The organism is Nocardia violaceofusca NBRC 14427 (genome assembly GCF_963869435.1).
Taxonomy (GTDB): domain Bacteria; phylum Actinomycetota; class Actinomycetes; order Mycobacteriales; family Mycobacteriaceae; genus Nocardia; species Nocardia aobensis.
Map to the genome: position 1 here is coordinate 55,711 of NZ_CAWMPM010000016.1, position 26,040 is coordinate 81,750.

General features: G+C 66.6%; 23 protein-coding genes and 2 pseudogenes. 4 read left to right on the forward strand and 21 right to left on the reverse strand.

The window, feature by feature from the left end; all coding sequences use genetic code 11:
- Positions 1–6: 6 nt before the first annotated feature.
- From AC5592_RS15300 to AC5592_RS15310, 3 genes and pseudogenes are all read right to left on the reverse strand, one after another.
- Positions 7–882: pseudogene (locus tag AC5592_RS15300) on the reverse strand (thiolase family protein).
- Positions 879–3,074, reverse strand: a complete 2,196-nt coding sequence (locus AC5592_RS15305; RefSeq protein ID WP_063064654.1) for a 3-hydroxyacyl-CoA dehydrogenase NAD-binding domain-containing protein — start codon at positions 3,072–3,074, stop codon at positions 879–881. The pseudogene AC5592_RS15300 and the gene AC5592_RS15305 overlap by 4 nt, the downstream one beginning before the upstream one ends.
- Before the next feature lie 32 nt (positions 3,075–3,106).
- A complete protein-coding gene (locus AC5592_RS15310; RefSeq protein WP_063064579.1) occupies positions 3,107–4,318 on the reverse strand; it encodes an acetyl-CoA C-acetyltransferase in 1,212 nt (403 codons plus the stop codon).
- A 221-nt stretch (positions 4,319–4,539) separates the two neighbouring features.
- Between AC5592_RS15310 and AC5592_RS15315 the strand changes: the two genes are divergently transcribed.
- The gene (locus AC5592_RS15315) at positions 4,540–5,190 is read left to right on the forward strand and encodes a TetR/AcrR family transcriptional regulator (RefSeq protein ID WP_063920315.1); all 651 of its coding nucleotides are present in this window, start codon (positions 4,540–4,542) and stop codon (positions 5,188–5,190) included.
- A 56-nt stretch (positions 5,191–5,246) separates the two neighbouring features.
- Here the strand turns inward: AC5592_RS15315 and AC5592_RS15320 are convergent, their stop codons facing one another.
- The 10 genes from AC5592_RS15320 to AC5592_RS15365 all read right to left on the reverse strand — a co-directional run bounded on the left by AC5592_RS15320 (position 5,247) and on the right by AC5592_RS15365 (position 14,342).
- Positions 5,247–5,516, reverse strand: a complete 270-nt coding sequence (locus tag AC5592_RS15320; protein ID WP_371507220.1) for a roadblock/LC7 domain-containing protein — start codon at positions 5,514–5,516, stop codon at positions 5,247–5,249.
- Positions 5,517–5,818: 302 nt separating this feature from the next.
- Positions 5,819–6,409: a hypothetical protein gene (locus AC5592_RS15325; RefSeq protein WP_063920316.1), complete on the reverse strand. Its 591-nt coding sequence runs from the start codon at positions 6,407–6,409 to the stop codon at positions 5,819–5,821.
- 17 nt (positions 6,410–6,426) lie between these two features.
- On the reverse strand, positions 6,427–7,416 hold the full coding sequence (locus AC5592_RS15330; protein WP_198163841.1) for an MlaD family protein: 990 nt from the start codon (positions 7,414–7,416) through the stop codon (positions 6,427–6,429).
- Positions 7,413–8,471: an MlaD family protein gene (locus tag AC5592_RS15335; RefSeq protein WP_063064583.1), complete on the reverse strand. Its 1,059-nt coding sequence runs from the start codon at positions 8,469–8,471 to the stop codon at positions 7,413–7,415. The genes AC5592_RS15330 and AC5592_RS15335 overlap by 4 nt, the downstream gene beginning before the upstream one ends.
- Entirely contained in the window at positions 8,468–9,571 is a 1,104-nt protein-coding gene (locus tag AC5592_RS15340; RefSeq protein WP_063920322.1) for an MlaD family protein, read from the reverse strand. The genes AC5592_RS15335 and AC5592_RS15340 overlap by 4 nt, the downstream gene beginning before the upstream one ends.
- Entirely contained in the window at positions 9,571–10,626 is a 1,056-nt protein-coding gene (locus AC5592_RS15345) for an MlaD family protein (protein ID WP_157121885.1), read from the reverse strand. The genes AC5592_RS15340 and AC5592_RS15345 overlap by 1 nt, the downstream gene beginning before the upstream one ends.
- The gene (locus AC5592_RS15350; RefSeq protein ID WP_063064586.1) at positions 10,614–11,618 is read right to left on the reverse strand and encodes an MlaD family protein; all 1,005 of its coding nucleotides are present in this window, start codon (positions 11,616–11,618) and stop codon (positions 10,614–10,616) included. Before AC5592_RS15350 ends, AC5592_RS15345 begins: the two co-directional genes overlap by 13 nt.
- On the reverse strand, positions 11,615–12,643 hold the full coding sequence (locus AC5592_RS15355) for an MlaD family protein (RefSeq protein WP_063064587.1): 1,029 nt from the start codon (positions 12,641–12,643) through the stop codon (positions 11,615–11,617). Before AC5592_RS15355 ends, AC5592_RS15350 begins: the two co-directional genes overlap by 4 nt.
- Before the next feature lie 5 nt (positions 12,644–12,648).
- Positions 12,649–13,512 (reverse strand): ABC transporter permease, encoded by an 864-nt coding sequence (locus tag AC5592_RS15360; protein WP_063064588.1) that lies wholly within the window; start codon positions 13,510–13,512, stop codon positions 12,649–12,651.
- Positions 13,509–14,342: an MlaE family ABC transporter permease gene (locus AC5592_RS15365; protein ID WP_232329364.1), complete on the reverse strand. Its 834-nt coding sequence runs from the start codon at positions 14,340–14,342 to the stop codon at positions 13,509–13,511. Before AC5592_RS15365 ends, AC5592_RS15360 begins: the two co-directional genes overlap by 4 nt.
- A gap of 302 nt (positions 14,343–14,644) precedes the next feature.
- Here AC5592_RS15365 and AC5592_RS15370 point away from each other — a divergent pair, with 302 nt between their 5' ends.
- Positions 14,645–15,640, forward strand: a complete 996-nt coding sequence (locus AC5592_RS15370; protein WP_198163842.1) for an alpha/beta hydrolase — start codon at positions 14,645–14,647, stop codon at positions 15,638–15,640.
- 122 nt (positions 15,641–15,762) lie between these two features.
- On the opposite strand, the gene AC5592_RS15375 is transcribed toward AC5592_RS15370, so the two are convergent.
- The gene (locus AC5592_RS15375) at positions 15,763–15,990 is read right to left on the reverse strand and encodes a hypothetical protein (protein ID WP_063064590.1); all 228 of its coding nucleotides are present in this window, start codon (positions 15,988–15,990) and stop codon (positions 15,763–15,765) included.
- An 80-nt stretch (positions 15,991–16,070) separates the two neighbouring features.
- Between AC5592_RS15375 and AC5592_RS15380 the strand changes: the two genes are divergently transcribed.
- The gene (locus AC5592_RS15380) at positions 16,071–16,745 is read left to right on the forward strand and encodes a TetR/AcrR family transcriptional regulator (RefSeq protein WP_063064591.1); all 675 of its coding nucleotides are present in this window, start codon (positions 16,071–16,073) and stop codon (positions 16,743–16,745) included.
- 28 nt (positions 16,746–16,773) lie between these two features.
- Here the strand turns inward: AC5592_RS15380 and AC5592_RS15385 are convergent.
- The 6 genes and pseudogenes from AC5592_RS15385 to AC5592_RS15410 form a co-directional block, all read right to left on the reverse strand.
- A pseudogene (locus AC5592_RS15385) lies at positions 16,774–17,514 on the reverse strand (acyl-CoA dehydrogenase family protein); the annotation flags it as partial.
- 209 nt (positions 17,515–17,723) lie between these two features.
- Entirely contained in the window at positions 17,724–18,959 is a 1,236-nt protein-coding gene (locus tag AC5592_RS15390; protein WP_063064656.1) for a cytochrome P450, read from the reverse strand.
- Positions 18,956–20,563 carry an AMP-binding protein gene (locus tag AC5592_RS15395; RefSeq protein WP_063064593.1) on the reverse strand — a complete coding sequence of 536 codons (1,608 nt, stop codon included), beginning with the start codon at positions 20,561–20,563 and terminating at the stop codon, positions 18,956–18,958. Before AC5592_RS15395 ends, AC5592_RS15390 begins: the two co-directional genes overlap by 4 nt.
- A gap of 1 nt (position 20,564) precedes the next feature.
- Positions 20,565–20,999, reverse strand: a complete 435-nt coding sequence (locus AC5592_RS15400) for a Zn-ribbon domain-containing OB-fold protein (protein WP_084506709.1) — start codon at positions 20,997–20,999, stop codon at positions 20,565–20,567.
- Positions 20,996–22,165: a thiolase family protein gene (locus AC5592_RS15405; RefSeq protein WP_063064657.1), complete on the reverse strand. Its 1,170-nt coding sequence runs from the start codon at positions 22,163–22,165 to the stop codon at positions 20,996–20,998. Before AC5592_RS15405 ends, AC5592_RS15400 begins: the two co-directional genes overlap by 4 nt.
- Positions 22,162–22,956 carry a crotonase/enoyl-CoA hydratase family protein gene (locus AC5592_RS15410; RefSeq protein WP_063064595.1) on the reverse strand — a complete coding sequence of 265 codons (795 nt, stop codon included), beginning with the start codon at positions 22,954–22,956 and terminating at the stop codon, positions 22,162–22,164. The genes AC5592_RS15405 and AC5592_RS15410 overlap by 4 nt, the downstream gene beginning before the upstream one ends.
- Before the next feature lie 251 nt (positions 22,957–23,207).
- Between AC5592_RS15410 and AC5592_RS15415 the strand changes: the two genes are divergently transcribed.
- A complete protein-coding gene (locus AC5592_RS15415) occupies positions 23,208–24,857 on the forward strand; it encodes an FAD-dependent oxidoreductase (RefSeq protein WP_063064596.1) in 1,650 nt (549 codons plus the stop codon).
- A 93-nt stretch (positions 24,858–24,950) separates the two neighbouring features.
- Here AC5592_RS15415 and AC5592_RS15420 read toward each other — a convergent pair whose 3' ends face one another.
- Positions 24,951–25,940, reverse strand: coding sequence for a phosphotransferase family protein (locus tag AC5592_RS15420; protein WP_084506722.1), 990 nt, complete (start codon positions 25,938–25,940; stop codon positions 24,951–24,953).
- Positions 25,941–26,040 lie beyond the last annotated feature (100 nt).

A 26,040-nucleotide genomic window follows, 5' to 3' on the forward strand; every position in this document is an offset into this window, starting at 1 on the left:
TGAGCATCAGATCCTCTCGATGATCATCGCGGTGGCGAGGCCGCCGCCTTCACACATCGTTTGCAGCCCGTATCGCTGCCCGGTGGCCTCGAGGTGGTTCACCAGGGTGGCCAGCAGGCGCACGCCCGACGCGCCGTCGGTTAGCGGCGATGAGTTGCCCGCGGTAATACTCCATGCGATGTCGGGGAACCGCGCGGCGAGTGCGTCGTCGGTGAACGACCGTTTCAGTCTGGACAGACCTTCTGCGGTGGTGTTCGCGCGGAGCGTCTCGTCGCTGCTGTGTACCCGTCCGTCGACGGTGATCGCCACGACCTCGTTCTCGAACCCCCGTGCCGCAGTGACCGCCGCCGCGCGCTGGTGCGACCGCGCCGAATACTCGTCGAGGGTCTCCCGGTCGAGCTTCCATCGGGCGGCGATCAACTCGGCCGCGACGCCCTGATTGACGAGGCCTTCGCGAAAACGTTTCGACAGCGGCTCGATCGGGTTCTGCCCGAGCGCGGCCGTGCCCATCGGCAGTCGGCTCATCGATTCGACTCCGCAAGCCACCACGATGTCGCAGGCGCCCGCCATAACACCCCGCGCGGCGAAATGGGCGGCCTGCTGGCTGGAACCACATTGCCGGTCGATCGTGGTGCCCGGAACCGAGTCCGGCCAGCCGCCGCGAGTACGGCGCTGCGAGCGATGTTGTTGGTCTGCTCGCCCACCTGCTGCACACAGCCGGCGATCACATCGTCGATCTGGGCCGGGTCGATGTCGGTGCGGGCCAGCAAGGCTTGCAACGTGTCGGCCAAAAGCCGGACCGGATGCAGGCCCGACAGCACCTGCGGGCTTACCCCGGCCCGACGCCGTACGGACGATGTCGACGATGACGGCCGATCTCATCGGGCCACCTGTGCGGCAACCGATTCCTCGGCTTCGGGCCACCGCCCGGCCTCGGCCGTCGCGATCAGACTCGCCGGCGGCTCGAACCGTGGGCCGTACTTCGCGGCCAGTTCTTCGGCTCGGGCTACGAATCCGGCGACGCCGCCCTCGTATCCGTTGATGTACTGAACGACACCGCCGGTCCAGGAGGGGTATCCGATGCCCAGGATCGAGCCGATATTGGCGTCGGCGACCGAACGGAGCACGCCCTCGTCGAAGCATTTCACGGTTTCGAGGGCTTCGATGAAGAGCATGCGCTCCTTCATGTCCTCGAACGGAATCTCGTACCCGGGCTTGCGGAAGTGCTCGTTCAGGCCGACCCATAGTCCGGCGCGTTTGCCGTCCACGTAGTCGTAGAAACCGGCTCCGCTCGAACGTCCACCGCGGCCGAACTCGTCGATCATGCGATCCACGACGGACTCCGAGCCGCTCTCGGACCACTCGCCACCCGCGGCGAGCACGGCCGCTTTGGTCTCCTCCCTGGCCTTGCGGGCCAGGGTGAGGGTCAGCTCGTCCTGCAGCTGAAGCGGCGGGGCCGGGTACCCGGCCTGGGCCCCAGCCTGCTCGATGGACGCCGGATCCAAACCCTCCCCGAGCATGGTGAGCGCCTCCGCGGCGAACTGCATGATCACCCTGCTGGTGAAGAACCCGCGCCGGTCGTTGACCACGATGGGGGTCTTGCCGATCGCGTGCGCGAGATCGATCGCCTTCGCCAGGGTCGCGTCACTGGTCTTCGCGCCGACCACGATCTCCAGCAGCGCCATCTTGTCGACCGGCGAGAAGAAGTGCATACCGATGAAATCCTCGGGCCGCGAGACACTTTCGGCCAATCCGGTGATCGGCAGGGTTGACGTGTTCGAGCCCAGGACCGCGTTCCGCGCGACCACGGGTTCGATCTCGCCGAACACTCTGCCCTTGATCGCCGGGTCTTCGAAGACCGCCTCGATCACCAGATCCGCACCGGCCGCGTCCGCATACGCGTCGGTCGGATGGATCCGGCCCAGCAACTCCTCGCCGCGCTCCCGGCTGATCTGTCCACGGCTGACTGCCTTCTCGACCAGTTCGACCGAGTAGTTCTTGCCGCGGTTCGCCGCATCCAGACTCGTGTCCTTCAACACCACCTCGATGCCCGCTCGCGCGCAGACATACGCGATACCGGCGCCCATCATGCCCGCACCGAGGACCGCGACCTTCGTGAACGAATGCTCGGGATAGCCTTCGGGACGGGAGCCACCGGATTTGATGTGCTGCATGTCGAAGAAGAACGCCTGGATCATGTTCTTCGCGACCTGACCGGTGGCCAACTCGGTGAGGTAGCGCGACTCGATGGTCGACGCGATATCGAATCCGACCTGACTGCCCTCGACCGCGGCGGCCAGGATGGCGCGCGGCGCAGGCAGATTCGCGCCTTTGAGCTGTTTGCGAAGGCCGGCCGTCACCAGCGGGAGGGTCGCGGCGAAGCTCGCCTCGGCAGGCGTGCCACCCGGGATCCGATATGCCTGCACGTCCCAGGGCTGCGCGGGGGCGGGGTTGCCGAGAATCCATTCGCGGGCGGCCGCGAGCAGCTCTTGCGGGCTCTCGACCAGTTCGTCGACCAGGCCCACCTGCAACGCCCGCGCCGGGCTCATCCGCGGCCCTTGCAGCAGCACATCGGTGAGTGCCTTGCGCACGCCCAGCATCCGCACCGTGCGTGCGATCCCGCCGCCACCAGGCAACAGCCCCAGACCAACCTCAGGCAGGCCGATCTGAACATGATTGCCCGACAGCGCGATTCGGTGATGCGTAGCCAGGGCGATCTCCAGTCCGCCACCGAGCGCGGCGCCGTTGATCGCCGCGACCACCGGCTTGCCGAGCAGCTCCAGACGACGCAGGTCGGCCTTGATCGCCTCGATGTCCGCGAAGAATTCGGCGGCATTCTCCTTGCGCGTCGCGATCAGGTCGTTGAGATCGCCACCGGCGAAGAAGGTCTTCTTTGCCGAGGTCAGAATCACGCCGGTGATCGAGTCGCGCTCGGATACCAGCCGGTCGATGGCGGTACGCATGCTGGCGATGTGGCGGTCGTTCATGGTGTTGGCGGACTGAGCCGGATCGTCCATGGTCAGCAGGACGATGCCGTCGGATCCGGACTCCCAGCGAATGGTGTTGTCGCTCATGTCGGGGTCGATCTTCCTTTTCTTGTGGAGAGTCACACTCGTTCGATGAGGGTCGCGATGCCCATACCGCCGCCGATGCACAGCGTGACGACGGCGCGACGCGCCTGGCGGCGTTCCAACTCGTCCACCATGGTTCCGAGGATCATCGCGCCAGTGGCGCCCAACGGGTGCCCCATGGCGATGGCGCCGCCGTTGACGTTGAGCTTCTCGTCCGGAATGCCCAGGTCCTTCTGATACTTGAGCGCCACGGCCGCGAAAGCCTCGTTGATTTCGAACAAGTCGATGTCGTCAACGGTCAACCCGGTGTGCGCCAGAAGCTTTCGCGTCGCCGGAGTGGGGCCCGTGAGCATGATCGTGTTGTCCGCTCCGGAGGCGGCCGCCGCCACGACACGCGCCCGAGGGACGAGCCCGTAGGTCCTGCCCGCCGCCTCGGTTCCGATCAGTACCAGCGCCGCGCCATCGACGATCCCCGAGGAGTTGCCACCGTGGTGGACGTGGTCGATCTTCTCGACCCAGTGGTACTTCTGCAATGCGACGGCGTCGAATCCCATGTCTCCCATGGCCGCGAAGGACGGACGCAGACCGGCCAGATCTTCGACCGTGGTGCCCGGACGCAAGTGCTCGTCACGATCCAGCACGGTGACGCCGTTCTGATCCAGCACGGGGAGCACCGAGTGGCCGAAGTGGCCATCGGCCCATGCCTTCGCCGCCAGCCGCTGCGAACGCACCGCGTAGGAATCGACCGTCTCTCGCGAGAAGCCCTCCATCGTGGCGATGAGATCAGCGCCGATGCCCTGCGCGACGAAGTAGGTGTCGTAGGCCGTGGTCGGGTCGTTCATCATGGCGCCACCGTCGGAGCCCATCGGCACTCGGGACATCGATTCGACGCCACCACCGATCACCAGCTTTTCGAAGCCGGATCGCACCTTCTGAGCCGCGACGTTGACGGCTTCCAGACCGGAACCGCAGAACCTGTTCAGCTGAAATCCAGGGACCGTTTCCGGTAGCCCGGCAGCCATCGCCGCCGTCCGCGCGATGCATCCACCCTGGTCACCGAGGGGGCTGACAACGCCGAGCACGACGTCCTCGATCGCTGCGGGTTCGAGGCCCGGGTGACGCTCGAGCAGTCCGTCGATCAGCCCGACCAGCAGCGAAACCGGTTTGATCCCGTGTAGCGAACCGTCCTGCTTGCCACGGCCGCGCGGCGTGCGGATGGCGTCGTAGATGAATGCCTCGGCAGTCACACCAACAACCCTTTCTGTCTTGCAGTCAGTAATCACTCCTAATTCCCACCTCACTATGGACCACTTACTGACATTTGGTCAATATAACCGTCAAGAACGGCTTGCTGCGGAGACGGAGACGGCCGACGACCACCCCCTCGTCTACGTTCAGCGCCGCAACTGCGACGGCGCCACTACTGCCTTCGTGCCAGTAGGCGATCGCGCCCGAGTAAGGTGGACAGATGGCTGCGACTCCGACGACCGATGACTCCAAATCTCGCCGCGTTCGAATGGCGAGCGACGAGCGCCGCCGACAGATCGTGGAGGTCGCCCAGCGCCTCTTCTCACAACGTCCCTACTCCGAGGTATCGACCGCGGACATCGCGGAAGCCGCCGGGATCGGGCGCCCCAACCTGCACTACCACTTCGGCACGAAGCGAGAGCTGTACGTCGAGGTAGTCCGCAACTTCGCCAGGCTTCCCCCCATACCTCGCGTACGACGGCAACATGGAACCCTGGACGAAAGGATCCACCACACGATCGACCGATGGCTCGACACGGTGTGGGAGAACCGCGGCACGTTCATGACCATCTTCGAAGGCGGGCCGATCAACAACGATCGAGAGATCGAAGACCTCCTCGAAGAAGGCCGCGAGGCATGGGCCGCGCGGCTGGCGGAACTGCTCGAGTTTCCCGGTGGCGCTACCCGCCCCGCACGTGCTCTGATTCGAGGCTTTCAGTCGATGGCGGAGACCGCGGTCGACGAATGGTTGCGCAGGGACAGGTTGTCCCGCGACGAGGCGCTGCTACTGCTCACCAAGACATTGCGGGCGGTCGCGGTGGATGTGGCACCGGACATTCTCGATCCGACGACCAGCCCGAAAGCGAAGTAGGACAACAGATCAGGTGCGGCGCACGGACACCGACAGGTGCGCTCCGACTCGATCCACTACTCGGTTGACCTCGTAGGCCGCCATTCCCAGGTCGGCGGTCTCGTCGGCGAGCAGAGCCAGCAGGCGTTGGGACCCGCCGCGGTGATGAACAGGACGGCATGGTCGAGTTCGATCATGGTCTGGCACACGTCGCCCGCCTGGAAATGCGAGCCGGCGCCACGGGCGAGGCCGTATACCGCGGAAGCCATGGCACAGAAGCGTTCCGCGTCGTCGCGGGTGAGCGCTGCTGAGCGGCCGAGGAGCAGGCCGTCGGTGGACAGCACCACCGAGTCTGGACGCCGGGTAGGCGAGTGATCGTGTCGTCGAGCAACCAGTCGAGGGTGTGGGCGGCGGTCATCGTCACCTTTCATGGGGAGGTGTGTCGGGCAAACCGTAGTTTCGCCGATGTGTGCCGCGGCGGAACCAAGGCTCGAACACCGCCGTAGTCCGACTCGCCCAGCCGGACCGAAATACCGTGCTTGGCCGCGAGCTTCGCGACCACGAACAGTCCCAGCCGGAAAGCCGCTGCCACACGCCGGATTTCGTCGCTTCCGAATTCGGGGCCTTCGACTTCCGCACGGTCGCGGTCTCATTTCGTCGGCAGCGCGTTGTCCAAACCGCCGACCTCGGTGATCTTCCACCCGGCGTTCTTGTCGATGGTGAGGGCGTAGGTGACGGTGGATTGGCCGCCCTGGGGAGTTTGGACGCTGGTGGTGGTCACATTGAGGAAGGCGCTCACCTTGTAGATGCCGCCGGATTCGGAGGTGACGACGGTGGCGATAGGGGTCGCGGTGGAGGTCCACTGCAGCGGCTGGAGGATCTGGTCGAGTTGAGCCGACGTGGCGTCGAACTTGGCGGCCAGCTGGGTTGTGGTGTCGGCCTTCAGTTTTCCGTACCACGCCTTGGTGTCGCGGTAGTCGATGGTGGAGGCGCCGACCGCGTAATCCGCAGCGACCCCCTGTGCGTGTTGTTCGTCGGACGTGCGGGCATCGCGCGCGGAAAGGTCGCCGCGCGCGGATACCAGGAAAACGGTCAGCACCGCGATGACGATGACCGCGAGAGTCGCCGCGAGCACGGCGACCATGGTGGACAGACGGATCGCCAGTTTCCGCGGTGGTGTGGGTCCCGGCTCTTTCGCTGGGGCGGTCAGGTCGGTCTTCTCGTCGGTAAGAGTGCTCATTCGTGTTCTCCTGCTGTCTATTTGAGGTTGATCTGCAGATGGACGACGCCCTCGGAGCCGACCATCGCGAGGGCTTGCGAGATGAGTGCGCCGAGGTCGACCTGACTGCCGGCCGAGGCGGTGGTGTCCATCAGTGGTCGCAGCGCGGGCGCGAGGCCGGTCAGCTGCGGACCGATCTTCCGCAGCAGGGTGTCGAGGCGCTGCAAGAACGGGACGATGCCGTCACCGGTGTTGTAGTCCGATGGCGAATTGCCGGCGGAGTACAACCCGGCCGCGGCGTCGATCAGGCGATCGAGGGAGGTGCCGAAGCTCTGCCACTGCGGCCCGGAGGTCTCCAGATCCGGTCCGGCCCAGTCCATGTCGCCGCCGAGAGTCTGCATGTCGGTAAGCAGCCGGTGGATGAGGTCGGTGCGGCTGAGGATGGTCGCGGCCAGCAGGGTCGAGGCGTGCTCGATGGCGGGCATATCGCCGCGGGTCCCGGTGATGGCGGTGTCGAGCGTCTTTACCAGCGAAGCGATGGGCTGCGGGTCGAACTGGTGCATGAGCTGGACCGCGCGCACCGCGACCTGTGGGATGGACATCGGCAAGGCGGTGGTGCGGGCGTCGATGAGCTGGCCGTCGGCCAGGTAGGGGCCGTTCTGGTTGTGCGGGTCGAACTCCACGTAGGGCTCACCGAGCGCGGAGAGCGCCTCGATACGAATCTCGCTGGCGGCCGGAATCCGGCATTGTGCTCGCAGATCCAGTTGCACCTCCACCCCGGATGCGACGGTGGCCACCTCGGCGACCTTGCCGACCAGGACACCGCTGAGCAGCACCGGCGAACCCGTGCCAACGCCTCCGGAGTTGGCCAGCAGCATCCGCACCGTTTGCCGATCGTGGAACGGATCCAGGTGCAGCACACCGAAACTCAAATAGCCGATACCGAGCACGAGCACCCCGGCGATAGCCGTCAGCGACAGCACCGACCCGGGCTTCACGGCGCGCGGTCGCCACCGCATCGGGCTCATCGGACCGCTCCGATCATGCGCAGGGATTGCAGGATTCGCTGAACCTGGTCGTCCTCGGAGACGGCGGACGCACCGTTGTCGCCGATGGTCGCGCCGACGATATTCACCTTCGGCCCGTGCTCGGCGAAGGGGATGATCTTGTCGCGGAGCAGTGCCGTCAGTGCGTTGAGGTTCGACGGCGCGTTCAGGTCGAGGGGCCGGTTGGTGAACAGCAGCGGCACCAGCGCCTTCGCGGCGTCGTCGAGGCCCCCGACCACCGGTGCCAACCATGCGGCGTTGGTGGCGACCGGAGCCAGCCCCGACATGAGCAGCAGGACGCCGACGACCGAGTTCACCACCGCGGTCACATGTTCGACGCCGTAGTCGGCGAGTAGCTTGTTCAGCATCGGATCATCGTCGAGGACCTGCCGCGCACTGGCTTCGATGCCGCCGAGGAAGGCGTCGACATCGTCGAGATGCGCCGCCACATCAGTGAAATCGGATCCGAGAACGGCGAACATGTGCGCGGTCTGCTCGGGATGTTCGGGTAGCGCAGTGTTGAGTTCCCGGACGATCTTCTGCACGTCGAGGACCGCGCCGCTACCCATGGCGGTGGCCAGCCCGGCGAGGGTGTCCTCCACTTGCAGCGGTACGACGGTCTGCTTCATGGGGACGGTCGCACCGTCGGTGAGCGTGGCGTCCGCCGCATCCGGCGGGGCTGTGAGCGCGATGTGGACGTCGCCGAGCGGGGTCGCCTGACGCAATTCGGCGGTCACATTGGTCGGCAGCCGTACCGAATCGGTGATGTCCACCGTAGCCACGACGAAACCCTGCGCTCGGGAATCGGTTCCGGGCTCGACAAGGTCGAGGTGGTCCAGGTTGCCGACCAGGACGCCGTTGGCGATCACCTTCGCGCCGGGCGGCAGGTTCAACGCGTTCGGGAATTCGATGTGCAGGGTGTACGTGGGTCCTCCGACACGGGTGCCGGGTACCTTCACCTGCGCCGGATCGAAACCGCATCCGCCGGTGACCAATACACCGGCAACCACCGCGATCGCGGTCTTACGGATTCTCATCGCGCACCTACCGATCCGAGCACCAACTGGGTCAATGGCACCTGCGCGGGCCCGTCGCTGTCGGTGCAACGTCCGGGAGCGAGGGCGTTGATCGCGCGGCACACCTCCGTGGCCGAGTCGTTCGGAACCTCCACCAGGGGCGGGGCGTAGGAGATCGCAGAGCGACCTGTGGCAGGGTCGACGGACGAGGAGAATGCCTGCGCGAGTGGCGGAATCATGGCGATGAGGTCTCGCAGCGAGCCGATCCCCGCCAACAGCATGGGTAGCTGATCGACGGCCGAGTCGAGGCGCCGCAGTCCGGGAGTGCCGAGCGCCGTGATCGCCTGATTGGCCTCCGGCAACACATCGCGCAATCCGTCGACCACACCCAGAATGGGCGGAACGACTTCCTCGTTCGCGGATCGCAGGGCGGCGGTGAGCCGGGTCAGCATGTCCTTCACATCGCCCCAGCCGTTGGCGGCAGTGTGTGCCAGGTCGGCGAGGGCGTCGAGGAGCGCACCCAGATGACCGATCGCGGCGTCGGGTGAATTCAGCACGGCGCCGAGCTTCTGGATGATGTCGTTCATCTGCTGCCCGCGACCGGCGGTCGAGCCGTCGAGGGCGGCGATTCCCTGTTTGACCAGGTCGGGCTGGTCCGGGTGCTGACCGCCGTTGAGCTGGTCGGCGAGGCCGGCGAGGGCGTTGAAGGTTGCGGTGAGGCTCTTCGGGGTCAGGGTGCGGGTGATGCACCGGCCAGGGTCCCAGGTCGATCCCTTCTCGGCAGCGGTGCCGATGAGGGCCAGTTTACGGTCGGCGACGAGCGTGTCGGACAGCGTCGTCGCGCCGACGTCGGCGGAAAGTCGCTCGCTCTCCGGGATTTCGAACCGCACCAAGGCTCCGTCGCTGCGCGGTTCGACATGGGTTACCCGGCCGACGCGCAGTCCCAGCACGGTGACATCGCTGCCTTCGAAGAGCCCGATGCTGTCCGGCATGATCGCGCAGTAGCCGCGTTGAGCCGGCGTCGGCTTCGCGATCCGGTAGCCGAGCATCGCCACCGCGGCCAGCACCAGGATGGTTGCGACGGAGAGGAATCCGCGCGAGGGGAAGAGTCGCCGCAACATCAGCACGCCCGGCCTGGGACGGGGACGCAGATATCGGCGCCGGTGATGGTGGTAGCGGATTGGTCGATGGTGAGGCCCTGCGCCGATGCCAGCGGCTGCAGTTGTGCGCCGATGCCGCGCAGCGAGTCCAGCAGCGCCTCCAGTTTGGCGCCGATCTCATCGAGTTTCGGCAGGGCGTCGGCGAGCGGCGCGGCCATCGGCCGCAGGGTGGTGTCCCACGCCTGAGCCAGCGGCGCGGCCCTTTGCAGGGTGCGGGCCAGCAGTGACATCGCCTGATTGACCTCGAAAGCGTGGTTCTGCACCAGGGTTTCGAGTATCCGGAAGTTCTGGATGAGGGTGATGAGCACCTGTTTGCCGCCGTCGAGAGCCTTCGCATACTCGTCGGCGATCGAAAGCGAGCGCGAGACGTCGGAGTTCTGCCGGTCCATGATGTCGACGATGTTGTCGACCGCGGTCAGCGCGGTGCCGATGGCCTGCGGGTTCTGGGTGATCGCGGAATTCAGGGCGCTCACGTTCTGCCGCAGCACGGTGCCGTCGATCTCCTGGACCGGGCGGATGGCTTCCTGGAAGACCTTGGGCAGGCTGTAGGGCAGTACCACCCGATCAACCGGAATCGCCTGGCTGCCAAGGGATTGTGTCCCGGCGGGAACGACGGCGACATAGTGTCCGCCAACGATGGTGAGCATCCGCACGGCGAGCGTGGTCTGCGCGCCGAGGAAGACGTTCCTGGCGACGGTGAACCGCATCTCCACCCGATCGCCCTGGGCGGTCAGCGCTTTCACCGCGCCGACGGTGACGCCCGCGACCCGCACGGGGTCGCCGATCCGTACCGATCCGGCATCGGGGAGATAGGCCGTCTGGGTGCGGACATCGAAGTCGGTGCTGTAGGCCAGGGTGAATCCGGCCGCCAACACGACGGCACCCACCAGCCCGGCCAGTCCCCAGCGTCGGTCGGCGCGGCGGCGGGCCGCATCGGTCAGCGGCGTCCCTTCCCCGGGCGCGAATCGCCGAAGGGCCGACAAATGCCCCTTCGGGCGTGGAATCAGTTCTTGCACAGTGAGATCCTCTGTCCGGCGATGAGCAGCTGAAGTGGTTGCGGCGCTTGCGCATTGCCGTGCGAGCAGGCCGGTTGCAAGCCCGGCACGGTGGTCGGGATGGCCGCGCCCAGTTGTTGCAGCACGGCCGGCAACCGACCGAGGGTCGCGGCCGTCTCGTTCGGGTCGGAGAACGCCGCGCGCAACAGGTTGTCCAGATCGGGGTTGGTGCCAGGAGTGAATCCCAGGATGGCCAGCAGATTTTCGGCGGGAACCAAGACCGGCGGGATGCGCTGGGAGAACTCGATCAGCCCGCCGACCTTCTGGGTGAGGTTGACGAAAACGGCGGTCAGCTGGGTCAGCAGTTGCACAGCGTTGCCGGATTTACCGCCCAGGTGGTCGGAGACCGCGCCGAGGTTGCGGACCAAGGTCGAGATGACGGTCTGCCGGTCGGTCACGTAGCCGCTGAGTTTCTCGATCGCGTCCAGCGCCGGTCCCATGCCGGTGCCCGACCCCTCGATCACCGCCAGCATGCTGGTGGCGAATTGGTTCAGGTCGGCTGGAGTCAGCTGCGCCAAGACGGGTTCCAGTCCGTTGAACACCGTCGTGATGTCGAACGACGGGACGGTGTGCTCGACGCCTATGACCTGGCCCGGTGTGCTGCGGCTACCCGGGTGGTCGGGTTGCCGGATGTCGAGATACCGCTGCCCGCTGAGGTTCTGATATCGGATGGCAAGGGTGGTGTTGTCGAACACCTTGTGTTCACGCGCGAGCGAGAACCGCACGGACGCATGACCCCCGATCAGGCTGATTCCGCCGACCTTGCCGACTCGCACACCGTAGAACCGCACGTCGTCACCAGCCTTGAGACCGTTGGCGTCGGTGAATTCGGCTGTATAGGTGTCGCTGTCGCCCGCCATGGGACGTTCGATCACTTGGAAGACGACGATCAACAAGACGATCATGGCCGCGGCGAACGCACCCAATCGCAGCAGCAGCGAACGCGCACTCATCGCGCACCTCCCAGCAGCGGAATCGCCAAGCCCGGGACGCCACGCAGGTCGACGGACAGATTCAGCACCGGGCCGTCGGGGGTGTCGGGCATGGCCGCGCCGAGCCTGCGCAGTAGCTCGCTCAGCTCGGCGCCGGATCGAGCGGGATCGGGCACGGTGTGCGCCAGCATCGACAACACCGGCACCAGCACGTTGGCGGTGTCACCGAAATGCGTTCCCGCCGTGGCCAAGACCTGTGCGGTGATCGGAATGAACTGGGTCACGAGCATCTGGGTGCTGGCGTCGAATTTCGCGAGGTTCTCCGGTGAGCGCAGGTATTCCGCGTCGTAGGCGTTGCTCAGCAGGTCGAGCAGCCCATGAGTGGTGGAGGGCAGTCCCGCCAGCGTCGAACCGTACTGGCCGAGCAGGAAGGAGCTGGGCAGTCGCTGGGTGTCGGAAATGGCCCGCACGGACGCCACGATCGCCTCGACCAGCGGCGTGAACGCCGAAGTGCCGCTGGATATCCGGTCGAGCACCGACATCAGATCCGGAGTGAGGACATCGGTGCTGAACGTGCCGACCGACCGCAGCAAGGTCGAAATGGTCGCGTCCCGAACCCGATCGGCGCGTGCACCAGCCAGATCGATCACCGCACCGCTGGTGAGCGAGGTTCCGCCCGAGCCGCGTTGCAACGCGATCTCGGCGACACCGAATAGATTGCCGGGCACGTAATCCACGCCCAATGTGTCGGTGAGACCGAACAATTGGTCGCGGCGCAAGGTCAGGGTGAGACGCTGGCGACGATCGACGCCTTCGATGGCCTCGACCCGGCCGACGGCCACCCCGTCGAGCCGCACGTCATTACCGATTTCGATGCCGGTGCCGACCTTGTCGGTGAGCACCGTGACCGACAGGGTGCCGTCGTCACGGGCGGGCGACATGCGCCACCCGGTCACCAGCGCGATCGTCACCGCCACCGCGATGACACCGATGCGACGCGAGCGACGCCCGTCGGTCGCGACGCCGGGAAGTCCATAAGCAGGCATATTCCTCACCCCGCGAATCGGACCGGCGAGGTGAAACCCCACAACGCCAGCGTCATCACCATGTTGAGCACGATGATCGCCACCAGGCTGGCCCGGATCGCCCGACCGGACGCGATACCGACACCCTCCGGCCCGCCCGTGGCGAAAAAGCCTTGATAGCAATGGATCACGATTACCGCGACCGCGAACACCGCTACCTTCACCACCGCCGCCACCACATCCCAGTTGGCCACGAACATGGTGAAGTAGTGGTCGTAGACCCCGGCCGGCTGACCGTGCAACTGCACCACGATGACCGCGCACGCGAAGTAGCTCAGGATCAAGGCGATCAGGAAGGTGGGCACGATCGCGACCAGGCCCGCGATCACCCGGGTGGCGACCACGAACGACACCGACCGCACACCCAGCGATTCGATCGCGTCGATCTCCTCCGAGATGCGCATGGACCCGATCTCGGCGGTCATCCGGCACCCCGCCTGGGCGGCGAAGCCGACACCGGCGGCGATCGGCGCGAGCTCACGGGTATTCGCGAAGGCGGAGATGACGCCCGTAACCTGGCCCAGCGACACCAGATTCAACGCGCTGTATGCCTCGATACCGGTGGACGCCCCGACCGCCGCGCCCATGATCCCCATGACGGCGGCGGTCCCGCCGCCGACGACGATCGAGCCGCGGCCCCACGTCATATCGGTGATCAGCATCATCGTCTGGCTGCGATAGTGCCGCAGCGCGAACGGGATCGACGAGAGTGCCTGCCAGCAGAAGCCGAGCACGAACCCGAGATTGTCGAGCGGGACCAGCGGCCGCACACGGGTGCGCAGCGTACGCAGCCACCGAAGCCCTTTGGGCGCATAAGGAGTTGCGATCATGCCAACTCCACCGGAAGGAGCATGGCGACGATCTGCGTGATGACGACGTTCACCACCGCGATCGATACCACCGACAAGATGACGGCCGCGTTCACACCGTCCGCCACACCGCGCGGTCCGCCCTTGGCCTCCAGCCCGCGATGGCAGGCGATCACCACGACGAGATAGCCGAAGACCATCGACTTGCCGAGGGAGACCCAGACGTCCGCGCCGGAGGTGAAGGAGCCGAACGATTCCCAGTAACTACCGGGTGTCACGCCGAGCGCGGCGATGGCGACGATGTACCCGGCCAGCACGCCCATCACGATGATCAGAATGTTCAGCAACGGCGCCACCAGCAGCATGGCCACCAGCCGCGGCGAAACCAGCCGCTGCACCGGATCGATGCCCATGACCCGCATGGCATCGACCTCTTCACGAACGGTGCGGGCCCCGAGATCGGCGGCTATGGCCGAGGCCGCCGCGCCTCCGAGCAACAACCCGGTGGCCAGCGGCGCGCCCTGCTTGATCACGCCGAGCCCGCCCGCGGCACCGATCAGCGAATCAGCGCCGAGCTGATTGACCATGTTCCCGACCTGTGCGGACACGATGACGCCGAAGGGAATCGCCATGAGCACGCCCGGAATCGCGGTCACCGTGATCACGAACCACGCCTGCGCGAGAGCCTCCCGCCACTGGAATCGGCCACGCACGAGATCGGTCCCCACGACGACCGTCGCCTCGACGCCCGAACGCGTGGCCCGACCGAAGGTGCCGATGCTCGACAAGGTCGTCGTCGAGAAATTGTCGCGTAGCGCGTGCAACCCCAGACGATCCGTGGCCCTAGGCACCTCCTCCCCCGTGTGTGCACCGGACTCCTGCATGCCAACCCCTACTCAAGCTCCGAGCCGTACGTACGGTCAATTCGACCGTCGATGGTCGCAATTGTGCACGGGGTCACACTTCTCGTCAACGGTCCAGCCAATATCCACCTGCGCAAATGCTGAAATATCAACGTTCCACCCCATCCCGCAAACCCTTCCGACACAGCCCTTCCGGCGCTTTGACTGTCCGTACGGTTGCACTTACTCTCCGATGTGCCGGAATGTCCAGACCAGGCCGGTAGAGGCAACGACGCCGAATGGAGCAGATCATGTGCAGCGCCGACTCGACGGCACGATCGTTCGCACGACCAGCCGACACCGACGCCGACGTGCCGGTCGCGACGAGACAGCGACCCAGCCGCCGAAGTGTCGCCGCGCGAATCCTTTTCCGGGTCGCGGTCCGTCCGCTGTTCCGCTTCGGCAAACCCGAGGGCGGCACGCTCTCGGCGATCCGCTTCGTGACCGATCGAGCAACCGGCTCGGCTCGCCGGATCCCGCACCGCACCTGGACGACGACGCTCAACGGCGTACCGTCCACGTGGGTGCAGGCTCACGAAGCCGCCGACACGACCACCGTGTTGCACCTGCACGGCGGTGGCTTCATGACCGGCTCACCACGTTCACACACCGCGCTCGCGGCGCGGCTGTCGGCGGCCTGCGACGCGGGCGTCTGCCTGCCGGATTACCGGCTCTCCCCCGAGCATCCGCATCCCGCTGGCGCCGACGACGCGCTGGCGGCCTATCGAGGACTGCTGGCAACGGGTATCGATCCGGCGCGGCTCGTGGTCTCGGGAGACTCGGCGGGCGGCCATCTGGCCGCCTGCCTGATCAATGACCTGCTGCACCAACGGCTTCCGCTGCCCGCCGCAGTCGTCCTGCTCTCACCGGTCATCGACCCGACCGCGACCCGGGCGACCGCACGAGACCTGCGACGCCGCGATCCGGTGCTGGCCGTCCCTTTCTGGCTGCCGGCCATCCGGGCGCATTTCCGTGCGGCGAGCCCCCGTGACGAGCGGGTGACGCCCATCGACGGCGTCGACCGGCGCTGGCCACCGACCCTCGTGCAGGTCGGTACCCGCGAATGCCTGCTCGACGACGCGCGCGCGTTCGACGCTGCCCTGAAGCAGGCCGGCGTGCCGAGCGAATTGCAGGTCTGGCCCGGCCAGGTCCACGTCTTCCAGACCCTCGCCGGCCTGGTGCCCGAGGCCGGAGCGGCCATCGACGAGATCGGGCGCTTCCTCCGCCGGCCCCACGCAGCCGCCTGACCACCGGGTGGCCGATGTCCAGGAGAACGGGCACCTGTACGCACTGATGCCGTTCGTCGCCGCCGCGATCGGCTGGCTCACCAAACTCGTCGCCGTCGAAATGCTCTTCCGCCCCTTGGAGTTCAAGGGCATTCCGCCCTATCTCGGATGGCAGGGCCTGATCCCACGATCTTCGGCCCGATTGTCAACTGCAGGCCCTCGATGTGCCGGGCTTGATCAGCAGCAAGATGCGGATGATGACCAACCAGGAGTACGAGAACGTCCTGCGACCCGCGTTCAAACAGGACGAGTGGAAGGTCGTCGCCGTCGGGGCTGTGCTCGGCTTCCTGGTCGACGAGCTGCAGGGTCACCTGCTGCTCAGTGACGGCGGATCGGGTGCGCGGATGCTACCGTCGAATGACCGTCCGTGCGGTAAGAAAGGAAGTTTCCAGTGGCAGGCCGACCGGGGCGTCGCGATCAGATTCTGGCCACCTTCGTTCGGCATGTCGCCGAACGCGGGTACAGCGAGACCAATCTCGGCGACATCGCCAAAGAGCTCGGCATGTCCAAGGGCACCATCGTGCACCACTTCGGCACCAAGGCACAGATGCTGCGCGAACTCGAGGACAACTACATGGGCCAGCGCAAGCGCGAATTGGAAATGATCTTCCAACACTTGCAGTCGCCGGCCGAGCGCGTGGCCGCCATGATCTACGCCGGAGTGTTCTACCAGGTCAGTGACCGCGACGCGACCATTGCCACTCAGCGCGAATTCGTCCAGCTCACCGACGATCCGGCAATGCTGAAAATCCGCGAGCACCGCGCCGAAGTACAGCAGCTGATGCAGCGCGAGATCACCACCGGGATCGACGTCGGAGTGTTCCGCAAGGTGGACGAGGCACTGTCGACCTTGCAGATCTTCGGCGCCCTGCAATGGATGTGGACCTGGTTCAACCCCGGGGGCCGAGTGACCCCCGAAGCGGTCGGCGGCTCGTTCGTCGACGTCTTCCTCGGCGGCTTGCTCATCGACCGATTCACCCTGACCGCACTCGCCGATCCGGCCGGACGGATTCCGCAGATCGTCCACGATTGCATGCGGGAAGCCGCTGAACCCATGGAAGCCTGAGCCCGATGCGGTCCATCGCCAGTGCCGCCGCGGCGATCTCGGCCTGGCGTAGCAACAGCCAGCCGATCAGGAGGTCGCCGACGGCGAAGAGGAACCGTACCGAACCTGTGCCGACTTTGTAGATCTCCTTGGTACCGACCATCATCCGGGCGGTTTCGCTGACCTGGAACATCTGGGCGATGCCATTGTGAGTGTCGCCGATCAGCCAGCCCTTGGCGGGTATGCCGTGGCCGCCCAAGGTAATTTCGCAGGTCGCCGAGACCTTCAGACCCACCGGGCGGGCCAGGACGAGGTGGGCGATGTTCTCGAAGAGGTCGTCGGAGTCGGCGGAGGTGATGAACCGCTTCACGCCCTCGATGTGCCAGGAGCCATCAGCCTGCGGGATGGCGCGGGTGCGACCGGCACCGACGTCGGAGCCCGCATCCGGTTCGGTCAGCACCGTGGTGGAGCCCCAATTACGTTCCACGGCGAGGGTTGCCCAGCGCCGTTGTTCCGCGGTGCCGATGCCGTAGAGGATGCCCGAGAACACCGGGCCGGTCAGGTAGAAGTAGATGCCGGGCTGGGCACCGAGCAGGAATTCGGTGATTGCCCAGGTGACCATGGCAGGGGCGGGTATTCCGCCGACTTCCTCGCGCAGCCCGACACGGAACCATTCGGCGGATTGCCAGGCGCGCAAGGACTTCTTGAAGGATTCGGGGATGCGGACGGTATGCGTCGCCGGATCGAAGGTGGGCGGGTCGCGGTCTGCGTCCGAAAACCCCTCGGCTACCGCGCACACCGGAGGTGGTGTAGGTTTTCGCGCCGTCGACGATGTAGTGGTCGCCGTCGCGTACCGCGCCCAACTCGCCCGCCCTGGCATGCAACTCGCGCGGCAGCTCCCCCCGTATCCATGTACGGGGCGATGTCACGAAGGGTGAACTCGCGCGACAGCTTGCGCAGGTCCTGTCGTTCCGATGTGGACCACAGGTCGGAAGTCACCTACTGCTCCTTGCCGCGCGAAAGCCGCACGGGGAGTTCGGTGATGCCGTTGACGAAGTTGGATCGCAGCCGCACCGGTTCGCCGATCACCTCGATGCTGGGGAATCGTTCGAACAGTTTGGTGAGCAGCAGCCGACCCTCGAGGCGAGCCACGCCGCTGCCGAGGCAGAAGTGGGTGCCGAAGCCGAAGGAGACGTGCGGGTTCTGCTCGCGGGTGATGTCGAAGGTATCCGGGTTCTCGAAGACCGTCTCGTCGCGGTTGGCGGCGGCATAGGACAGCACCACCTTGTCGCCGGCCTTGATCTGCTGCCCACCGAATTCGATGTCCTGCACGCAGGTCCGCCGGAACTGCAGGATGGGTGGGAACATACGCAGGATCTCTTCGACCGCTTGCGGCATGAGGCTCGGATCCTCGCGCAGCATGCGCCACTGCCCCGGGTTCTCAGACAACAGCAGTACCGCACCGTTGAGCATATTGCGGGTGGTCTCGTTACCGGCGATGACCAGTAGCTGGAAGAAGCGGTCGAGTTCGTCGTCGGTGAGGGTGCGGCCGTCGACCTCGGCGTTGACGACCAGGCTCCATACGTCGTCGGTGGGGTTGGCGCGTTTGGCCGCGGTCTGACTGCGGGCGTAGGCGAACAGTTCGTAGAAGGCCGAGACGTAGGACTTCTTGTCCACGGCTTCCGGATCGTCGAAGCCGACCATTCGGTTGGTCCAGTCGAAGAGCAGATGCCGTTCCTCCGACGGGATACCGAGGATGTCGGCGAGCACGAGCAGCGGCATCTCGGCGGAGATCCGCTGCACCCAGTCCAGCTCGCCGCCGTCGCCGAGCGATTCCACGATCCGATCCGCGTGCGCGGCAATGGATTCCATCATGCCGTTGACCACTCGCGGCGTGAACGCCTTGCTGATGATCTTGCGCATCTGCGTATGCATGGGCGGATCGATATTCAGCATGGCCTGCCGCTGGATCTCTAGTTCGGCCGGCGACACCTCACGAACCCACGTACCACCCTCGTACGAGCTGAACACATCGGGGCGCTTGCCGGCGGCCATGACGTCAGCATGGCGAGTGACGTACCAGAAGCCCGGGCCACCGGCGAAGTCGTCGGTGGCAGGTTCGGGCACCCGGAAGACCGGGGATTCGCGCCGCAGCCGGGCGACCACGTCGTACGGGAAGCCGGACACATAGGTGGCCGGATTGCCCAGGTCGGGAATGAGAGCGGTCTCGGTCATCGTGTCTCCTGTGCAGTGCTGGTCGCCGCCGCGTTGGCCCACGCGTAGTCGGTCTTGCCGTTCGCGTGCCGTCCGATGTGGTCGACGCGGATGAACGACTTGGGAATCTTGTAGCCCGCCAACGCTTGCCGGCAGCCCTCGCGCAACTGCTGGTCGGTGACGGTGAGGTCGGCGGCCTGATACAGCGCCACCACCTCCTGGCCCCATTTCTCACTGGGACGGCCTACCACGACCGCGTCGGCGACGCCGGGCAGGCCACGCACGACGAGTTCGACCTCTTCGGCGAAGACCTTCTCGCCGCCGGTGTTGATGGTGGTGGCTTCGCGGCCGAGGAATTCGAAGGTGCCGTCGGCGGTGACGCGCGCCTTGTCGCCGGGTACCGAGTAGCGGCGGCCGTCGATGGTGACGAAGGTGGCGGCGGTCTTGTCCGGGTCGCCGAGGTAGCCGACGGGGATGGCGCCGCCCTGGGCGAGCCAGCCGATCTCGTCGGAGCCCGGTTCGACCACGCGAGTGCGGGTTTCGTCGATGAGGGCGGTGTTCCCTCGGGCGGCGAAGGTCTTGCCGCCCGCGCCGCGCTTGGCGTGCAGGCCCGTTTCGGAGGAGCCGAGCATATCGCTGACTCGAATCTGTGGCAGCAGCTCGCGCAACCGGACCTTCAGTGAATCACGCAGGGCCGCACCACTGTTGACGATCAGGCGCAGCGCGGTGAGATCGCGGGAACTGCTCTCCAGCTCCGCCACCAGCGGGACACCGAAGGCGTCGCCGACGATCGCCATTGAAGTCACGCCGTGCTGCTCACAGGTATCGAGCAGGGTGGCGGCATCGAGGCGCTCCGGGTGCGGCTGAATGACCACGGTCGCACCGGACAGCCAGCCACCCAGAGCGATTCCGGTTCCCGCACCGTGCATGAGCGGTGGAGCGGGGAGCACTCGGCCGCGGATGCGCACGGCCCGCGCCACGGCATCGGCGAGGGTCTCGACATTGCGCACGCCGAGCGGCCCGGCGACCAGGTCCCCGACTCGCCAGATCACGCCCTTGGGCATGCCGGTGGTACCGCCGGTGTAGAGCAGATGCCGGTCGTCCGGTCCGGCCGCGGGGATGCCGTAGGCCGGATCGGCCGCCGCCAAGGCGGACTCATAGTCCAGCGCACCGTCGACGAGTGCCGCCCCGCTGCCGTCGTCCACCTGGAGCAGTACCGGAGTCCGGTCGAGCTCCCGCAACGCCCCGGCCAGGGTGGCGGCGAAGTGCCCGCCGAACACAACGGCCTTGGCGTCGGCGTCCCGCAGCAGGTAGGCCAGTTCGGTCGGCGTGTACCGGTAGTTGATGTTGAACGGGGCCACGGACGCCTTGTGCGCGCCGAGCACTGTCTCCAGGTATTCGGGGCCGTTGTAGAGGTAGACGCCGACATGGTCCTGCCCTGTCTCCCAACCGTTCTCGACGTCGCGTCGCCCGCCCAGACCGTGTCCGCGCAGCACGGCGGCCAGGCGGCGGGTCCGATCGGTGGTCTCGCACCAGGTGTAGGTTCGCTGCGCTATCACGCACGGTTCGTCGGCGAGTACCTCGGCGATGGCCTCGTGCAGTGTCGCCAAGTCGAATTCGGGCATATCAGTCGTCGCTCTCTGCGGTTGCGCCGGTGTCAGTGGTCCAGATCGGGTAGCTCTCCCCCTCGGCGGGGTGCTCGAACGCGACCCGCACAGGTGTCGCCGCGACAGGTTTTCCGACGATGCGCGCGTACATCCAAGGCCCTTCGGCCAATTCGACGACGCCCACCGTGTAGGGCACCAGCTCGGTATAGGCACGGTTGGGCGCACGGTGGACCGCGGTCCAGGTGATCAGCGTGCCCGTCCCCGCCGCGGGCACCCAGGTGAGCTCGGTGCCGCCGCAGGTGGTGCACACCGCGGCCTCGGGAGCGAGCAGTTCCCCGCAATCACCGCATTTCTTGATCACCAGCTCGCCGCGCCGGGCGGCGTCGAAGAATTCGGCGCTCTTGCCGTCCCGCCGCATGGGCGGCCAGACCGCCGCTGTCGCTTGCTCGCTCATCGTCCGGCTCCGCTCAGCACGAGGGTGGCGTGGTGTTCCAGCACACCGCCGCTGCCGCTGACCATGACCACATCGGTCTTGTCGACCTGGCGTGCGCCCGCCTGGCCGCGAGCTTGGGTGACGGCCTCCACGATGGGGGTGAATCCGGTCAGGTAGTAGCTGGAGAGCTGGCCACCACCGGTATTGCAGGGCAGACTGCCGCCGGGACCGAGCTTGCCGTCGGCGACGAACGCACCGCCGTCGCCCTTGGCGCAGAATCCGTAGTCCTCCAAGGTGACGAGGACGGTGAAGGTGTAGCTGTCATAAAGCTCGAGCAGATCCACGTCCTCGACCGTGACACCGGCCATGCGCAGCGCCGCGGGTCCGGCCACGGCCGCGCCCGTGCGCAATCCGAACTGCGACTCGTGGTGCATGAGCTGCCCGGGATGCGCTTGCCCCCAACCCAATACGTCGACCGGCGGCTGCGCCAGGTCTCGTGCCCGTTCGGCGGAGGTGACGATGACGGCCGCCCCGCCGTTGGACACCAGGCAACAGTCGAGCAGGTGCAATGGATCGGCGATCAGCGGCGAGGACCGGTGATCGTCCAGGGTGATCGGCGCGGTGAATTGGGCCACCGGATTGCCCGCCGCCCACGCGCGCTGCCCGACCGCGATGGCTCCCAGCTGGTCACTGGAGGTGCCATAAGTCTCGAAATGCCGACGAGCGGCCATGGCGTAGAACAGATTCGGCGTGATCGCGCCGATTCCGATGTGGTACGAGGCGAATCCACTGGGCAGTGCCCGCTGCGTGCCGAAGGCGTCCCGCGCCGATCCCTTCTCCTTCAGCGGAGCGTCCGCGAACACGCATGCCACCGCGGTCGCTTCGCCACTTGCGACAGCCTGCGCCGCGAGCGCGACCATGGCGGCCGGGCTCGCGCCCAGCGCGGTGACCCCGGCGAGCAGCCGCAGGTCCCGCAGCCCGAGGACCTTCTGCAACGACAGCTTCGGCGAACCCTGCGTGCCTGGGCTGACGAGCAACCCGTCGATCTCGGTGACCGCGAGCCCGGCGTCAGCCGCCGCGAGACGGACCGCTTCCGCGGCGAAATCCGTTGCGCTGCGGCCGTACACCTTGCCGACGTCGGTCAGGCCCAGCCCCGCGATGGCGGCACGGCTGGTTCCCGCGGTCATCTCGCCTCCCACTGCGGCGCACGCTTCTGCGCGAAGGCGCGCGGGCCTTCTTTCGCGTCGGCGGTCTTCATGATCAGTCGCGCCTCGTTGTCGGACAGCCGCCATGCCTCCTCGCCCCAATCCGACAGCGCCGCAGCCTGATAAGCCACCCGCTTGCTCGCCTGGACCGCCAGCGGCGCATTGCGCGTGATCTTGCTCGCCAGCTCCAGAGCCGCCTCGAGCACCTGGTCGGCGGGCACCACCCGGTTGACCAGCCCCCACCGCAGCGCTTCCTGCGGAGCGATCGGCGAACCGGTGAGCAGAGCCTCCAGCGCGATCGCCGGCGGCACCTTGCGCGCGAGTCGCAGGAGCCCTCCGCCGGCGGCGATGATGCCGTGCCGCACCTCCGGCAATCCCAGCGTGGCGTCCGCGCTCATGACCGCCAGATCGCAGGCGAGCACGAATTCGGTGCCGCCGCCGAGCGCGTAACCGTTCACGGCCGCGATCAGCGGCTTGTCGATGCTCTGCTTCACGATGCCTCCGAAGCCGCGCTCACGCTGGTCCGGTCCGATCAGCGAACGCCCCGCCGCGACCTCTTTCAAGTCGGCGCCGGCGCAGAATGCCTTGCCCGCCCCGGTGAGGATGCCGACGCGCAGTTCCGGGTCGGCGAGGAATTCGTCCACCGCGGCCTGCAGCGCGATCGACATCGCGGCGTTGACGGCGTTCATGACGTGCGGGCGGTTCATCGTGATGATCGCGACGTGACCGTCCTTGCGGAGGAACGCGGGCTGCTCTTCGTTGGGCTGGCTCATTTGCCCATTATCATGACCGTACGTCCGGTCAGTCAAGTTGGCCATCACAGATTGCCGACCAGGAGTTCCAGCCGCTCGCCCACCTGGGCACGAGCGGCCTCGCGCAGCGGACGGTAACCGGCGCACCAGATGCCGGGCGCGGGTTCGCAGTCGCGCAGCACCTCTTTTCCGTCGGGTCGACGGGCTTCACTATGGTGACCGTACGGGCGGTCAGTCAATCGCTCGACTCGAGCCCTATCACGAGGAGCGCCATGGCCTACGTCATCACGCAGCGCTGCTGCAACGACGCCACCTGCATTGCCGAGTGCCCGGTGGACTGCATCCGCCCGACACCGGACCAACCGGAGTTCGCCACGGCGGAGATGCTCTATATCGACTCGGACACCTGCATCGACTGCGGTGCGTGCGCGGACAGCTGCCCGGTGCAGGCGATCTTCCCCGAGGACGAGCTGACCACGTCGCTGGAGCGCTACCGCGACATCAATGCCGCCTATTTCGAGCGGCATCCGCTCGTGGCGGATTTCGCACCGCTACCGGTGCTGGCGCGGCCGTCGAAGGAGCTCGGCACGCTGCGGGTCGCCATCGTGGGCGCGGGACCGGCGGCATGCTATGCGGCGCAGGAACTCCGTGCACGCGCCGATGTCGAGGTCGATATATTCGACAAGCTGCCCACGCCGTGGGGGCTTGTCCGCGCGGGCGTGGCTCCCGACCATGCGGGAACGAAGGCGGTGACCGCGGCGTTCGACTCCGGCTTCGGCCGCGATGCCGTCCGCATGCATCTGAATGTCGAGGTCGGAAAGCATATTTCGCACGAGGAGCTGCTCGAGCATCATCACGCGGTGATCTACGCCGTGGGCGCGAGCACCGATCGCCGGCTCGGCATTCCCGGCGAGGATCTTCCGGGCAGCCATTCGGCCACCGAGTTCGTCGCCTGGTACAACGGGCATCCCGACTACGCGAATCGCCACTTCGACCTTTCGGGAGAACGCGCCGTGATCATCGGCAACGGCAATGTGGCCCTCGATGTCGCGCGCATTCTCACCATGGATCCGCAGCGGCTCGCGACGACCGACATCGCCGATCATGCACTGAAGGCACTGCGGCACAGCACTATTCGCGAGGTCGTGTTGCTGGGTCGGCGAGGACCCGCGCAGGCCGCCTACACCTCACCCGAGTTCCTGGCTCTGGGACATCTGCCGGGTGTGGACGTCGTCGTCGACGAGGCCGATCTCGTGCTCGATCCCGGCACACAGGCACTGCTCGACGATCCGGAAGCCGAACCCTCGCTCGTATTGAAGGTGGATCTCGCTCGTGAGTACGCCGAACGGCTCCCGGTAGCCGGGAACAAGCGAATCGTGTTCCGCTACTTGACCTCTCCCACCGCCATCGCAGGCGACGGGCGCACCGAATCCGTGGAGCTCGTGCGCAACGCTCTCGTACCCGGAGCGGAGGGGTTGCGCGCCGAGCCGACCGGCGTCGGCGAGTCCCTGCCGGCCGGGCTGGTGCTGCGCTCGATCGGCTACCGCGGCGAACCGATCGACGGACTGCCCTTCGACCATGTCCGGGGCGTGGTTCCGCACGAGGGCGGCCGGGTTACGCCGGGCGTCTATGTGACCGGGTGGATCAAGCGTGGTCCGCAGGGTGTCATCGGCACCAACAGGACCGACTCCAAAGAAACTGTCGACCAACTGATCTCCGACTTCATCGCCGGTGCGCTGAACTCGCCACGCCAGGATCGGGAGGCACTCGCCGAACTGGTCGCCCAGCGGCAGCCCGAGGTCGTGGACCGCACGGGCTGGGCAGCGATCGACGCGGTCGAACGGGCAGCGGGAATGGCAGCAGGCCGTCCCCGGGTCAAACTCACCGACATCGAGGAGCTGCTGCACGCGACCAAGGGATGAACAGCGGTGTGGCGGCGATCCGGGGTAAGGATCGCCGCCACACGTGATTCGCTCGGGCACAAGGATGTTCGGCGGGCACCGAACGAGTCAGCCTCACTCGATGAGTTCGGCTGCCTCCGCGAACAGCTGGACGGTGATGGCGTGCAACTTGTCACCCATCTCCCGGGGCGCCTTGCCCGCTGCCGCACGAGCGTGCGTGCCCTCCAGAATGATTCCCAGTTTGAATCCGGCCAGCACCGTGTACCAGGTGATGGCGCTGAGGTCCCGGTCGGAGAAGCGCGCGTAGTGCTCGATCATTTCCGCGGCAGTCGGCAACTCGCCGACGGCGGCCAACGGAGGCGTCACCGCCGCGCCCGCCGCACCGGCCGGGCTGGTGGCGATCTGCCAGCCCAGATCCAGCAGCGGATCACCGATCGTGGACATCTCCCAGTCCACCATCGCCGCCAATTCCGGTCCGTCCCAACGGAACATCATGTTCGCCAGATGGCAGTCGCCGTGCATGATTCCCGGCCGCCACGTCGTCGGACGGTTGCTCTCCAGCCATCGCGCGACCCGATCCAGATGCGGGATGTCCGGGCAGGCGTAGCCGTCGTTCTCGCCGTAACCCTCGAGCTCGCGCAGCCAGCGCGACACCTGACGCTCCACGAAGCCGTCGGGCTTGCCGAAATCGGCCAGCCCCAAGGCTTCGTAGTCGACATTGCCGAGCCTGGCGATGCCCTCGACCGCCGACAGCACCATCGAATGCCGTATCGACGCGTCACCAGCGTGCAGGCCGGGCAATTCGGTGCCCGGATTGAATCCGTCCACCGGTTCCATCAGATAGAACACCGAGCCGCCCAGCACGGATTCGTCCGTACCGGCCGCGATCAACCGCGGTGCGATCACGTCGGTGTCGCGCAGCGCACCGAGTAGTCGCGCTTCCCGGCGCAACACCTCGTTGCTCACCGGCCGCGGGTGTTTCGGCGATCGCCGCAGCACGTAGTCGCACCCGCCCCGGGTGAGGCGCAGCATGATGTTCTGCGTGCCGCCGCCGAGCAGGGCGACGTTCTCCAGCTTTCCGGCCGGCAAACCCTGCCCATCCATCCAACGCGCCAATGCGGTCGCGTCCACGACCTCGTTCCAGTCGAGCGCCGTCCGCCCCGTCACTGTGAATTCACGCCTTTCCCATACCTGCCGCTCATAC

Coding starts and splice junctions, on each gene's coding strand:
- AC5592_RS15395 (WP_063064593.1), bottom strand. CDS start 20,563: ATGCCCGAATTCGACTTGGCGACACTGCACGAGGCCATCGCCGAGGTA.
- AC5592_RS15325 (WP_063920316.1), bottom strand. CDS start 6,409: ATGAGCACTCTTACCGACGAGAAGACCGACCTGACCGCCCCAGCGAAA.
- AC5592_RS15335 (WP_063064583.1), bottom strand. CDS start 8,471: ATGAGAATCCGTAAGACCGCGATCGCGGTGGTTGCCGGTGTATTGGTC.
- AC5592_RS15305 (WP_063064654.1), bottom strand. CDS start 3,074: ATGAGCGACAACACCATTCGCTGGGAGTCCGGATCCGACGGCATCGTC.
- AC5592_RS15415 (WP_063064596.1), top strand. CDS start 23,208: ATGGCCTACGTCATCACGCAGCGCTGCTGCAACGACGCCACCTGCATT.
- AC5592_RS15420 (WP_084506722.1), bottom strand. CDS start 25,940: ATGGATGGGCAGGGTTTGCCGGCCGGAAAGCTGGAGAACGTCGCCCTG.
- AC5592_RS15405 (WP_063064657.1), bottom strand. CDS start 22,165: ATGACCGCGGGAACCAGCCGTGCCGCCATCGCGGGGCTGGGCCTGACC.
- AC5592_RS15370 (WP_198163842.1), top strand. CDS start 14,645: ATGTGCAGCGCCGACTCGACGGCACGATCGTTCGCACGACCAGCCGAC.
- AC5592_RS15315 (WP_063920315.1), top strand. CDS start 4,540: ATGGCTGCGACTCCGACGACCGATGACTCCAAATCTCGCCGCGTTCGA.
- AC5592_RS15400 (WP_084506709.1), bottom strand. CDS start 20,999: ATGAGCGAGCAAGCGACAGCGGCGGTCTGGCCGCCCATGCGGCGGGAC.
- AC5592_RS15410 (WP_063064595.1), bottom strand. CDS start 22,956: ATGAGCCAGCCCAACGAAGAGCAGCCCGCGTTCCTCCGCAAGGACGGT.
- AC5592_RS15350 (WP_063064586.1), bottom strand. CDS start 11,618: ATGAGTGCGCGTTCGCTGCTGCTGCGATTGGGTGCGTTCGCCGCGGCC.
- AC5592_RS15390 (WP_063064656.1), bottom strand. CDS start 18,959: ATGACCGAGACCGCTCTCATTCCCGACCTGGGCAATCCGGCCACCTAT.
- AC5592_RS15355 (WP_063064587.1), bottom strand. CDS start 12,643: ATGCCTGCTTATGGACTTCCCGGCGTCGCGACCGACGGGCGTCGCTCG.
- AC5592_RS15330 (WP_198163841.1), bottom strand. CDS start 7,416: ATGAGCCCGATGCGGTGGCGACCGCGCGCCGTGAAGCCCGGGTCGGTG.
- AC5592_RS15360 (WP_063064588.1), bottom strand. CDS start 13,512: ATGATCGCAACTCCTTATGCGCCCAAAGGGCTTCGGTGGCTGCGTACG.
- AC5592_RS15340 (WP_063920322.1), bottom strand. CDS start 9,571: ATGTTGCGGCGACTCTTCCCCTCGCGCGGATTCCTCTCCGTCGCAACC.